This is a genomic window from Pseudomonas sp. GL_091 (assembly GCF_057837725.1).
In genome coordinates this window covers 1,332,527-1,345,156 of the sequence record NZ_CM174451.1, presented here as the reverse complement: position 1 = coordinate 1,345,156, position 12,630 = coordinate 1,332,527, and the positions used below count along the sequence as shown (strand labels likewise).

General features: G+C 60.8%; 7 protein-coding genes and 2 tRNA genes. 7 read left to right on the top strand and 2 right to left on the bottom strand.

Going from position 1 to position 12,630, the window contains the following annotated elements:
* Positions 1-27: 27 nt before the first annotated feature.
* The 3 genes from AC3ITY_RS06025 to AC3ITY_RS06015 all read left to right on the top strand — a co-directional run bounded on the left by AC3ITY_RS06025 (position 28) and on the right by AC3ITY_RS06015 (position 4,419).
* The gene (locus AC3ITY_RS06025; RefSeq protein WP_489308105.1) at positions 28-1,587 is read left to right on the top strand and encodes an AmpG family muropeptide MFS transporter; all 1,560 of its coding nucleotides are present in this window, start codon (positions 28-30) and stop codon (positions 1,585-1,587) included.
* 143 nt (positions 1,588-1,730) lie between these two features.
* Positions 1,731-3,446, top strand: coding sequence for a proline--tRNA ligase (locus tag AC3ITY_RS06020; RefSeq protein WP_489308104.1), 1,716 nt, complete (start codon positions 1,731-1,733; stop codon positions 3,444-3,446).
* A gap of 19 nt (positions 3,447-3,465) precedes the next feature.
* Positions 3,466-4,419 carry a hypothetical protein gene (locus AC3ITY_RS06015; protein WP_489308103.1) on the top strand — a complete coding sequence of 318 codons (954 nt, stop codon included), beginning with the start codon at positions 3,466-3,468 and terminating at the stop codon, positions 4,417-4,419.
* Positions 4,420-4,474: 55 nt separating this feature from the next.
* On the opposite strand, the gene dinB is transcribed toward AC3ITY_RS06015, so the two are convergent.
* A complete protein-coding gene (gene dinB, locus AC3ITY_RS06010) occupies positions 4,475-5,536 on the bottom strand; it encodes a DNA polymerase IV (RefSeq protein ID WP_489308102.1) in 1,062 nt (353 codons plus the stop codon).
* 300 nt (positions 5,537-5,836) lie between these two features.
* Here dinB and AC3ITY_RS06005 point away from each other — a divergent pair.
* The 4 genes from AC3ITY_RS06005 to AC3ITY_RS05990 all read left to right on the top strand — a co-directional run bounded on the left by AC3ITY_RS06005 (position 5,837) and on the right by AC3ITY_RS05990 (position 10,440).
* Positions 5,837-5,913, top strand: a tRNA-Met gene (locus AC3ITY_RS06005).
* Between the two features lie 232 nt (positions 5,914-6,145).
* Positions 6,146-6,222, top strand: a tRNA-Met gene (locus AC3ITY_RS06000).
* A 280-nt stretch (positions 6,223-6,502) separates the two neighbouring features.
* Complete coding sequence (mprF, locus tag AC3ITY_RS05995) at positions 6,503-9,145, top strand: bifunctional lysylphosphatidylglycerol flippase/synthetase MprF (RefSeq protein WP_489308101.1); 2,643 nt, start codon at positions 6,503-6,505, stop codon at positions 9,143-9,145.
* Complete coding sequence (locus tag AC3ITY_RS05990) at positions 9,145-10,440, top strand: virulence factor family protein (protein ID WP_489308100.1); 1,296 nt, start codon at positions 9,145-9,147, stop codon at positions 10,438-10,440. Before mprF ends, AC3ITY_RS05990 begins: the two co-directional genes overlap by 1 nt.
* Before the next feature lie 248 nt (positions 10,441-10,688).
* Here AC3ITY_RS05990 and AC3ITY_RS05985 read toward each other — a convergent pair whose 3' ends face one another.
* Positions 10,689-12,590, bottom strand: a complete 1,902-nt coding sequence (locus tag AC3ITY_RS05985) for a potassium transporter Kup (protein WP_489308099.1) — start codon at positions 12,588-12,590, stop codon at positions 10,689-10,691.
* Positions 12,591-12,630 lie beyond the last annotated feature (40 nt).

The following is a 12,630-nucleotide window of genomic DNA, read 5'->3' as shown; positions in this document are numbered from 1 at the left end:
CGTATTTCTTGAGGCAGACTCCAGCCCATGCCCCGTAAAACCTGGCGCGCCGCGCTCGCCGCTTATGCCAGCCCTTCGACACTCGTGCTGTTGCTGCTTGGTTTCGCCGCCGGCCTGCCCTACATGCTGGTGTTTTCGACGCTTTCGGTCTGGCTGCGTGAAGCCGGCGTGGCGCGTGAAACCATTGGCTATGCAAGCCTGATTGGCCTGGCATACGCCTTCAAATGGGTCTGGTCACCCTTGCTCGACCAATGGCGACTGCCATTGCTCGGCAAACTCGGTCGACGACGATCCTGGCTCGTGCTGTCCCAGGCACTGGTCATCCTTGGCCTGATCGGGATGGGTTTCTGCGACCCGCAAAAGCATTTGTCCTGGCTGATTGCCATCGCCGTCGTCGTCGCTTTCGCGTCAGCGACGCAGGACATCGCGGTAGACGCCTACCGCCTTGAAATCGCCGAAGACAATCGTCAGGCCGCACTGGCCGCCAGCTACATGTCCGGTTACCGGGTCGCTGCGCTGCTGGCTACTGCAGGCGCGCTGTACTTCGCCGAAGGCTTTGGCTCCACCGGCTTCAACTACAAGCATTCGGCCTGGGCCGGCACTTACATCCTGTTCGGAGTGCTGATGGTCCCGGCACTGCTGACCTCCATGTTCATGCGCGAACCACCCGTGCCGTTGCGCACGCAACTGCAGGCCGGGCGCTACAGCTTCGTGCATCAACTGGCCTCGGTGTTCGTGCTGATCATATTGCTGGTGTCCGTGCCGGCCATGTTCACCCAGCTCTACAACACCGACTTCGCCAGCGTGCTGTTCCAGGGCGTGAGCCTGCTTGACCTGTTGCTGGAGGACCGCGCCTTCCTGCGCGCGATTCTCTACACCACCCTCACCGCCCTGTGCCTCTCGGCCATGGGCCGTCGTGGCCTGGCGCCAGTGCTGACACCGGTCAACGACTTCATCCTGCGATACCGCTGGCAAGCGCTGCTGCTGCTCGGCCTGATCGCCACCTATCGGATGTCCGATACGGTCATGGGCGTGATGGCCAACGTGTTCTACATAGACCAGGGCTTCACCAAGGACCAGATCGCCAGCGTCAGTAAAATCTTCGGCCTGATCATGACCCTGGTCGGCGCTGGCATGGGCGGCCTGCTGATCGTGCGTTTCGGCATCCTGCCGATCCTGTTCATCGGCGGTGTCGCATCCGCGGCGACCAACATCCTGTTCCTGATGCTCGCCGACATGGGCCCCAACCTGAACATGCTGGTGCTGACCATCTCCCTGGACAATTTCAGTTCAGGCCTGGCGACCTCGGCCTTCGTGGCCTACCTGTCGAGCCTGACCAACCTCAAGTTCTCCGCCACCCAATACGCCCTGCTCAGCTCGATCATGCTGTTGCTGCCACGCCTGATTGGCGGCTACTCCGGGGTCATGGTGGAAAAATACGGTTACCACGACTTCTTCCTGATTACCGCCCTGCTGGGCGTCCCGACCCTGCTGTTGATCGCCCTGCACTGGTTCCAGGAGAACCGCCGCGCAGGCCCGACACCGACACCAGAACCAGTGCAGACCCCGGTCGCCGAAGAATCGTAGGCTCTTTACGCAGGAAAAATCGCGGAGGGCCGAGTGAATCGCGCCCTCCTGCCACACCGCCGACCGCACGCCTGTACGCCAGCGGAACTCGCCCGTACAATGCTCCGTCATTTCTCGTCATCAGCAATCGATAACGGCCAACCATGCGCACCAGTCAATTTTTGCTCGCCACACAAAAAGAAACGCCTTCCGACGCGGTCGTGATCAGCCACCAGCTGATGCTGCGCGCCGGCATGATCCGCAAACTCGCCTCGGGCCTGTACACCTGGCTGCCGATGGGCTTGCGGGTAATGCGCAAGGTCGAAGCCGTCGTTCGTGAAGAAATGAACGCCGCCGGCTCTCTCGAAGTGTTGATGCCGAGCACGCAACCGGCTGAGCTGTGGCAGGAATCCGGGCGCTGGGAAGAGTACGGCCCTGAATTGCTGCGCTTCAAGGATCGCCACGGTCGCGACTTCTGCGCAGGCCCGACCCACGAAGAAGTCATCACCGATCTGATGCGCAACGAATTGAGCAGCTACAAGCAGCTGCCAATCAACCTGTACCAGATCCAGACCAAATTCCGTGACGAAATCCGCCCACGCTTCGGCTTGATGCGCGGCCGCGAATTCATCATGAAGGACGCCTACTCGTTCCACGCTGACCAGCCTTCGCTGCAGGTCACCTACGACCGCATGCACCAGGCTTACTGCAACGTGTTCACCCGCCTGGGCCTGAAGTTCCGCCCTGTTGAAGCCGACAACGGCTCCATCGGCGGCGCCGGTTCCCATGAGTTCCACGTGCTGGCCGAGTCCGGTGAAGACGACATCGTGTTCAGCAACGGTTCCGATTACGCGGCGAACATCGAGAAAGCCGAAGCCGTGCCGCGCGAAACCTCGCGTGCCGCTGCGACCGAAGAGCTGCGCCTGGTCGACACGCCGAACGCCAAGACCATCGCGCAACTGGTCGAAGGCTTCAACTTGCCGATCGAGAAAACCATCAAGACCCTCGTGGTGCACGCAGAAGAGAAAGGCAAGCTGATTGCCCTGATCATCCGTGGCGACCATGAGCTGAACGAAATCAAGGCCGCCAACCAGCCAGGCGTTGCCAGTCCGCTGGTCATGGCATCGGAAAGCGAACTGCGCGACGCCATCGGCGCTGGTGCCGGTTCCCTCGGCCCGCTGAACCTGCCGCTGCCGATCATCATCGACCGTTCGGTCGAGCTGATGAGCGACTTCGGCATCGGCGCCAACATCGATGACAAACACTACTTCGGCGTGAACTGGGAGCGCGACCTGCCTGTTCCGACCGTTGCCGACCTGCGCAATGTCGTGGCCGGCGACCCGAGCCCGGACGGCAAAGGCACCCTGGAGATCAAGCGCGGCATCGAAGTCGGGCACATCTTCCAGCTGGGCAACAAGTACAGCAAAGCGATGAAGTGCGAAGTACTGGGCGAGAACGGCAAGCCGGTCACCCTGGAAATGGGTTGCTACGGCATCGGTGTGTCCCGCGTGGTGGCGGCTGCCATCGAGCAGAACAACGACGAAAACGGGATCATCTGGAGCGACACCCTCGCGCCGTTCCAGATTGCCCTGGTGCCACTGCGCTACGAAACCGAACAGGTTCGCGAAGCCACCGACAAGCTGTACGCGGAACTCACCGCTGCCGGTTTCGAAGTGCTGCTGGACGACCGCGACAAGAAAACCAGCCCGGGCATCAAGTTCGCGGACATGGAGCTGATCGGCATTCCACACCGGATCGTGGTCAGCGACCGCGGCTTGGCCGAAGGCAACCTGGAATACAAGAGCCGTACCGAGGCCGACGCCCAAGCGCTGCCGGTCGCCGACGTGCTGTCGTTCCTTCAGGCCCGCATCCGCCGCTGATAGCAGATATAGAGACGTCATGTTCAAGCGAAACACCTTAGGCCTCGGTGGTGCCGCCTTGTGCGGCGCACTGCTGGTCAGCGGCTGTGCCAACCACATGTCGCAACGCAGCGAGCAAGAGGAACGGGTCGAGCGCAAATTGCTCGATCACAGCCTGCAGATCGATGTCGGTGAGCCCAAGGTGCTTGAGCTGCCGCAACGGCGGGTGAAAATCCACGAGCAGAAGACTTTCGAAGTCACCGAGTACGAGGTCACTCGTCACTACGATCGCTATACGCCGTACCAACCCTGGCGGGAGATTTACGAAATCCCGCTGGGCGCGGTGGCCGTGGTGGCAGGTATCGGTGCCAATGTGGTCAACGTGTTCGCCCTCGGCAATCTGCCGGACAGCGTGACCAAGGACTGGCTGAGCTACGGTTTCGCCGGGCTCAACCCGTTCATGAACGTGCAGTCTCACGGCCGCGCGCAGCAAAACCTGGCCGGTATTGGTGAAGTCCAGCGCGACAAACGCACGGAGTACTCAAGCTTGCCCTGGAGCGAGCGTCCGGTCGAGGTCAAGGCCGGCAAGGAAACCTTCGAACTGACCACCGATAAAAACGGCGTATTGCGCCTGAATCTGTTGGACAGCCCGTTCGCTGAACATGACATCAATCATCTGAGCCGGTTGCTGATCCGTGTTGAGGATGCCCAGGACAACGTACACAACGATTCCACCCTGGCCATCAGCAGTAACTTGCGCAGCAAGCTCTATGAGGCCCACGGATTGATTTATGACGATCTCGAAGGCGACGAAGTCAATCAGTGGGTCCACCGAGTCAAACGCCTGTCGGAGCTGGGTCTTGAAGAAGAAGCCAGCGAACTGGAACAGAGCCTGATCGAACTGACACGCAATGATCCCGAGTTGCAGACTGAGTTTCTGAAGTCGCTGACCCAGAATGGCGAGCGACTGGTGGCGAATCCGGGACTGAATTAACGGCTAAAGGCATCGCGAGCTTGCTCGCGATGGCGCCCACACATTCATCACCCGACTACCGCTCAAACAACTCCATCTGCTCGAACCCGCCCCGCAAGTCCTCCAGCCGCACCCCGACTCCCAACAACCGCACCGGTTTTCCGCCGCGGTTGAAAGCCTGGGTCAGCATCAACTGATAACTCCCCAGATCCCGCCCTGCCCCAGCCTGCTCCAATGTAGTCTGGGTGAAGTCGTGGAACTTCACTTTGACGAATGGCTTGCCCGGACGATAACTGTTGTCGATTCGCGCCATGCGACCCGCCAGGGTCTCCAGCAACTCGGGCAATTTACCCAGGCAGCTCTTCAGGTCCGGCAGGTCAACGTCGTAGGTATTTTCAACACTGATCGACTGACGACGACTGTCGTTATGCACCACACGCTCATCGATCCCACGGGCCAGGCTCCAGAGTCGCTCGCCAAAGCTGCCGAATTCACGCACCAGCGCCAACTTGTCCCACTCGCGCAATTGCAGGCAATCGGTGATCCCCAGCTTGCCGAGTTTGTCGGCAGTGACTTTGCCGACCCCGTGCAATTTGCTCACCGGCAAGCCACTGACAAAGTCTTCGACCTGGTCCGGAGTGATGACGAACAGGCCGTTGGGCTTTTTCCAGTCACTGGCGATCTTGGCCAGAAACTTGTTCGGCGCCACGCCCGCCGACACGGTGATATGCAACTGGTTGGAGACCCGGCGCCGGATGTCCTGGGCGATGCGCGTTGCGCTACCACCGAAATGCGCACTGTCCGACACATCGAGGTACGCCTCATCGAGCGAGAGCGGCTCGATGATCTCGGTGTAATCGCGAAAAATCGTGTGGATTTCCCTGGACGCTTCTCTATAGGCATCCATGCGTGGCTTGACGATGGTCAGGTCCGGGCACAGCTTCAAGGCATGCCCGGAGGACATCGCCGAACGCACCCCGTACGCTCGCGCCTCATAATTGCAGGTGGCGATCACCCCACGCCGATCTGCCGACCCACCTACCGCCAGCGGTTTACCGGCGAGGCGTGGGTCGTCGCGCATTTCGATGGCTGCATAGAAGCAGTCACAATCGACGTGGATGATCTTGCGTTGAGTCATAGCAAAGCCGTGTTCATGGCAAAGAAAAGGCGTCATGGCGTGCCGGACAAACAGTATCTCACCGACACCTGTATATAGCACCAGTAGTCTGAATGTTCTTTTCCAATCGTAGGAAGAGTCGATTGTGAATTTATTTTTTCAATCGAAAAATTACTTTCAATAGACGCGCAGGCCTTGTCCTGCCTGCCTCACAGACCGGTCGACCTCCCCTTTTGAACGCTAACCGATTGAACGGGAAGAGGTTTTATCGGAATTGGAGGTTGACACCCGAGCGCATCTCTATAGAATGAGCCACACAGACGCGGGATGGAGCAGTCTGGTAGCTCGTCGGGCTCATAACCCGAAGGTCGTCGGTTCAAATCCGGCTCCCGCAACCAAACATCAAAAAAGGCTACTCGAAAGAGTGGCCTTTTTTGTGCACGCTCGTTTTGTAGGGCCGAACACCGAAACAAGGCCTGGACGCTCAACGATTCCGAAACCGGAAATCGTTCTGATTCCGAAACTTAGGCCACCCCTGCGACCGCTTGCCGCAATTCAACGTTTATTTGACCTGGTTCAGGATTAACAGTTGACACCCCGGCATTACTCTATAGAATGCCGCCACACAGACGCGGGATGGAGCAGTCTGGTAGCTCGTCGGGCTCATAACCCGAAGGTCGTCGGTTCAAATCCGGCTCCCGCAACCAAACATCAAAAAAGGCTACTCGAAAGAGTGGCCTTTTTTGTATCTGTTGAAAAAGTCCTTTCGCAACAATGACCTGTCACTGTGAAGCAAGCCGTTTGGGGGGGCACCCATGCGCCGGGTTCAGACTATGCTCTATTGCAGGCTGAAGCCTTCACGACTGATGACGCGCCGTCCCCGTTGCCCGGTGATAGGCGTTAATATTTGTGATTATTTTTTTCTGCAGGGATTGGTAACTTGGCTGGATACCCCCATCCTGTCGCGCACAATCCAAGAGGTGATTGATGCGCGCCAACTCGTCTGATTCACAAGACACTGTCACAGCGACACAACCGATCAATGCTGAGCGCCTGCGGCTGCTTGATCGATTGAGCAAATACCGTCAACCCATTGGCCTGGCGGTCACCCTGCTGTTGTTCGCGATCGCGCTGATTGCCTGTCGCCACCTGTTGAGCGAACTCGACCTTTACGCGCTGCACGATTCGATCCTCGATGTTCCAAAACCTGCCTTGATGGGCGCACTGGCTGCAACCGTAGTGGGCTTTATCATTCTGCTCGGCTATGAATGGTCGGCCAGCCGCTATGCCGGGGTGAGCCTGGCACCGCGCACGTTGGCGCTGGGGGGGTTCACGGCCTTTGCCATCGGCAACGCCATCGGTCTTTCAATGTTGTCGGGCGGCTCGGTTCGCTATCGCCTCTATGCCCGTCATGGCCTGGGGGCGGCTGAGGTCGCCCGCATGACGCTGTTCGCCAGCCTCTCGCTGGGTTGCGCCCTGCCGCCGCTGGCCGCCCTGGCGACGCTCAGCGACCTGCCAGCCGCCTCCGCCGCCCTGGGGCTCTCCGAGACGTTGCTGGGCATGGTGGCGAGCGCCGTGCTCGTGCTGTTTTCGGTACTGGCCATCGGCATCTACCGTCGTCGGCTGCCGGAACAGCCTTACCCGGACAACCTGCTGGTCAGGATCGGGCGTCGCACCTTGCGCCTGCCCGGGCGTCGCCTGACATTTCTGCAATTGGTCATCACCGCCCTGGACGTAGCGGCCGCCGCGACCGTGCTCTATCTGCTGCTGCCGGAAACACCGCCCTTCGGCGCGTTCCTTCTGGTTTACCTGCTGGCTCTGGCCGCCGGCGTGCTCAGCCATGTGCCGGGCGGTGTCGGGGTGTTCGAGGCAATTTTGCTGGCGGCGTTTTCCGACACCCTTGGCGCTGCGCCACTGGCGGCCGCCCTGCTGCTCTATCGCTTGATCTACGTGGTCCTGCCCTTGCTGGTGGCCTGCCTGTTGTTGCTGATCAACGAAGGCCAGCGCCTGTTCCAGACACGCCAGACGTTGCGCGCGGCCTCAGGCCTGGCGGCTCCAATACTGGCGGTGCTGGTATTCCTGTCCGGTGTTGTCCTGCTGTTCTCCGGTGCCACCCCGGAAATCGATACCCGTCTGGAACACATCGGTTTTCTGATCCCACATCGACTGGTCGATGCCTCGCACTTCGGTGCCAGCCTGGTCGGCGTTCTTTGCCTGCTGCTGGCCCAGGGGCTGCGTCGCCGACTGTCGGCCGCGTGGATGCTGACCACCATTCTGTTGCTGGTCGGTGCCCTGCTCTCACTGCTCAAAGGCTTCGACTGGGAAGAAGCCAGCCTGATGGTGCTGACGGCGAGCCTGCTAGGGGTATTCCGCCGCTCGTTCTATCGCCCCAGCCGCCTGACCGAAGTACCGTTCTCGCCGTTGTACCTGGTGGCCAGCCTGTGTGTGCTCGGTGCGTCGATCTGGTTGCTGCTGTTCGCCTATCAGGACGTGCCGTACAGCCACCAACTCTGGTGGCAGTTCACCCTCGACGCCGATGCTCCTCGCGGCCTGCGTTCGCTGCTCGGGGCTGCCGTGCTGCTGGTGGTGGTATCGCTGACCTGGCTGCTGCGCACCGCGCGGCCGGTCATTCACCTGCCGACGCCCGACGAACTGGAGCGCGCCAGCAAGATCCTCATGGCATCGGCCCAACCGGATGGCGGCCTGGCCCTGACCGGTGACAAGGCGCTGCTGTTTCACCCCAATGACGAAGCCTTTCTGATGTACGCCCGTCGCGGCCGCAGTCTCGTGGCGCTGTACGACCCGATCGGCCCGGGCCAGCAACGGGCGGAAATGATCTGGCAGTTCCGCGACCTGTGCGACATCCACCACGCCCGTCCCGTGTTCTATCAAGTGCGCGCCGAGAACCTGCCGTACTACATGGACATCGGCCTGACCGCGATCAAGCTCGGCGAAGAAGCCCGGGTCGACCTCAAGCGTTTTGATCTCGAAGCCAAGGGCAAAGAGATGAAGGACCTGCGTTACACCTGGAACCGTGGTACCCGTGACGGCCTGTCCCTGGAAATCCATGAGCCGGGCCACGCGCCGATGGATGAACTCAAGGTGATTTCCGATGCCTGGCTGACCGGCAAGAACGTCCGGGAGAAAGGCTTCTCGCTGGGCCGTTTCAGCGATGACTACCTCAAGTACTTCCGCATCGCGGTAATTCGTTTCGAAGGTCGCCCGGTAGCGTTCGCCAACCTGCTCGAGACCTACGGCCATGACCTGGCCAGCCTCGACCTGATGCGCGCACACCCGGATGCCCCGAAGCTGACCATGGAGTTCATGATGGTCGGCCTGATTCAACATTATAAAAACCATGGATACGCGCGTTTCAGCCTGGGCATGGTGCCGTTGTCGGGGTTGCAACCCCGTCGCGGCGCACCTTTGACCCAGCGCCTGGGTTCGATGGTATTCCGCCGTGGTGAGCAGCTGTACAACTTCCAGGGCTTGCGCCGCTTCAAAGACAAGTTCCAGCCTGATTGGGAACCCCGTTATATGGCCGTGCCCGCCGGACTCGATCCGCTGGTTGCGCTGGCCGACACTGCTGCCCTGATCGCGGGCGGCTTGACCGGATTGGTGAAACGCTGATGATTCAACGCTCCTTGCGGTATGTATTGGGCACGCTGGTGATAGTGGCCCTGATTCTCGGTGGCGGTTACTGGTACCTGAAACGCCCGGCACCGGAACCGACCCTCGAATTGCTGACCCCGGCCGGTGGTGCGGCGATGACCCGTGTCATCCCCGGCAACACACCCCGCGCCCAGGTTCTGGTAGCCGTCAACGAAGACCAGAAACTCAGCGACAAGCAATTGATGACCTTGAGCCGCAGTGGCTCGGCACAAATTGTCCAGGTGATCCTGCCCAAGGACTGCCTGCTGCAAAGCCGCGCCCTGCAATCAGGCCTGAGAGAACTGAAAGGCCCGGCGACGCTGGTCAGCGGCATCGGCCCGGGCGCCGTGCTGGCCTGGCGCTGGTTGTCCGAACAGAAGAACGACAAGGCCCAGGCCGTTTCGGTGGACCTGGCCCTGGAAAAGCCCGGCTGCACGCACCTGCTGCCGAAAAGCGCCGCCCACGGCCACTGGCTGGTGGCATGGAACGACAACCCGGACGACACCAGCGCCGGCTTTGTGCGCGACCAGGTCAATGCCGAAACCAGCATCAGCGACTACGACATCAACCTGCCGCAAGTGTTGAACAACGAACTGCGCAAGATCCTCGTCGGCGGCGACAAAGCTGCTGGCGGCCTGCAGATCCCGGTGGTCGAAGTGCCAGCAGGCCAAGCCAGGGACACCGTGACCCTGTTCCTGTCCGGTGACGGCGGCTGGCGCGACCTCGACCGCGACGTGGCGGGCGAGATGGCCAAGATCGGCTACCCGGTGGTCGGCATCGACACCCTGCGCTACTACTGGCAGCACAAGAGCCCGGAGCAAAGCGCACTGGACCTGGCTGAACTGATGCAACACTACCGGCAGAAATGGGGCACCAAGCGCTTCATCCTGACCGGTTACTCGTTCGGCGCCGACGTACTGCCGGCGATCTACAACCGTCTGGCCGAGTCGGAACAGCAACGCGTCGACGCCATTATCCTGCTGGCCTTCGCCCGTACCGGCAGCTTCGAGATCGAAGTCGAAGGCTGGCTCGGCAACGCCGGCAAAGAAGCCGCCACTGGCCCGGAAATGGCCAAGCTGCCAGCCGCCAAAGTGGTGTGCATCTACGGCGAGGAAGAAACCGACGAGAGTGGCTGCACCGACAAGACGGCGGTGGGCGAAGCCATCAAGCTGCCTGGCGGCCACCACTTCGACGAGAACTACCCGGCGCTGGCCAAGCGCCTGGTGGATGTGATCGAGAAGCGGCAGGCGAAGGAAACGGCGGCTACAGAGTGATCTGAGCTAGCCGAAAAAAGCCCCCGTTACCTCACGGTAGCGGGGGCTTTTTCATTCCAGCAGGCACCACACATCCCCTATGGGAGCGAGCCTGCTCGCGATGGCGGCCTGACATTCAGCGCGGGAGTCGCCTGCTAGATCGCTATCGCGAGCAGGCTCGCTCCCACAAGGGGGTTCGCAGTCCATGAGTCAATGGCCACAAAAAAGCCCCCGCTGCCGCGATGGCAACGGGGGCTTTTTGATGAGGCTTACATCTCCACCTGCGTCCCCAGCTCAATCACCCGGTTCAACGGCAGATTGAAGAAACGCAAATTGCCGTTGGCGTTCTGCAACATGAACGCAAACAGCGCCTCACGCCAGCGGGACATGCCTTCGAGCTTGGAAGCGATGACCGTTTCGCGGCTGAGGAAGTACGTGGTGCGCATCGGGCTGAAGTCCAGCTCATCGAGGTGACACAGCTTCAGCGCTTTCGGTACGTCCGGCTCGTCGGTGAAGCCGAAATGCAGGATGACCCGGAAGAAACCTTCACCGTAGGAATCCACCTCGAACCGGCGTGTTGGCGGCACCCTCGGGATGTCTTCGTACACCACCGTCAATAGCACCACTTGTTCGTGCAGTACCTGGTTATGCAGCAGGTTGTGCAACAGCGCGTGGGGCACGGCATCCGCCCGTGCCGTCAGGAACACGGCGGTGCCCTGAACACGATGCGGAGGCTGTACGGCAATGCTGCTGATGAAGATCGGCAGCGGCAATCCACCCTCATCGATACGCTCGACCAGCAACTGCTTGCCACGCTTCCAGGTGGTCATCAGCACAAACAGCGCGAAACCGGCGATCACCGGGAATGCACCGCCCTGAACGATTTTCGGTACGTTGGCGGCGAAGTACACACCGTCTACCAACAGGAAACCCAGCAAGACCGGCACCACCAGCACCGGAGGCCACTTCCACAGCAGCAGGATCACCGCGGACACCAGAATACTGGTCATCAGCATGGTCCCGGTCACCGCCACACCGTAGGCCGAGGCCAGGGCGCCCGAGGATTCGAAACCCAGTACCAACAGCACTACGCCGACCATCAGCGCCCAGTTCACCGCGCCGATATAGATCTGGCCCTGTTCGGCGCTGGAGGTGTGCTGAATGTGCATGCGCGGGATGTAACCGAGCTGGATCGCCTGGCGGGTCAGGGAGAACGCACCGGAAATAACCGCTTGCGAGGCAATCACCGTGGCCAGGGTCGACAGGCCGACCAGCGGGATCAATGCCCAGCTCGGTGCCAGCAGGTAGAAGGGGTTACGGGCAGCTTCCGGGTCGCCCAGCAGTAAGGCACCTTGACCAAAATAGTTCAGCACCAGCGCCGGCAGCACGAGGATGAACCAGGCACGAGCGATCGGCTTTCGGCCGAAGTGGCCCATGTCCGCGTACAGCGCCTCGGCACCGGTCAATGCCAGTACTACAGCGCCGAGAATTGTCACGCCCATGCCCGGGTGGTCGATGAAGAAGCGCACGCCCCACACCGGGTTCATCGCTTCCAGGACCTCTGGATGCTGGCTGATGCCATAGACGCCCAATGCACCCAGCACAAGGAACCAGGTGACCATGATTGGCCCGAACAGAATGCCGATGCGCGCCGTACCGTGACGCTGGATCAAAAACAGCGCGACCAGCACCACCAGCGATAGCGGCACGACCCAATGGTCGATACCTTCGAAGGCCAGCCCCAGGCCTTCAATCGCCGACAGCACGGAAATCGCCGGGGTAATCATGCTGTCGCCATAGAACAACGCCGCGCCGATCAGTCCGCAGACCACCAGCAGCGTGCGCAATTTGGCGTGCCCCGCCGCCGCCCGCCGGGCCAGCGCGGTCAAGGCCATGATCCCGCCTTCGCCCTGGTTGTCGGCGCGCAGTACAAACATCATGTACTTGATCGACACGACCCAGATCAGCGACCAGAAAATGAGCGCCAGAATCCCCAACACCCCGTCATGGTTGACCGGCACGCCATAGCCGCCGGAAAACACTTCCTTGAGGGTGTACAACGGACTGGTGCCGATATCGCCATAAACCACCCCGACTGCCGCGACCAGCATGCCGATCGGCTTCACCGCCGAATGTTCGGCACCTGCAGCCTGACTACTTGCCTGACCCATCCACCACTCCTACTTCTCAGACCCGGGCTTCTTTGAAAGA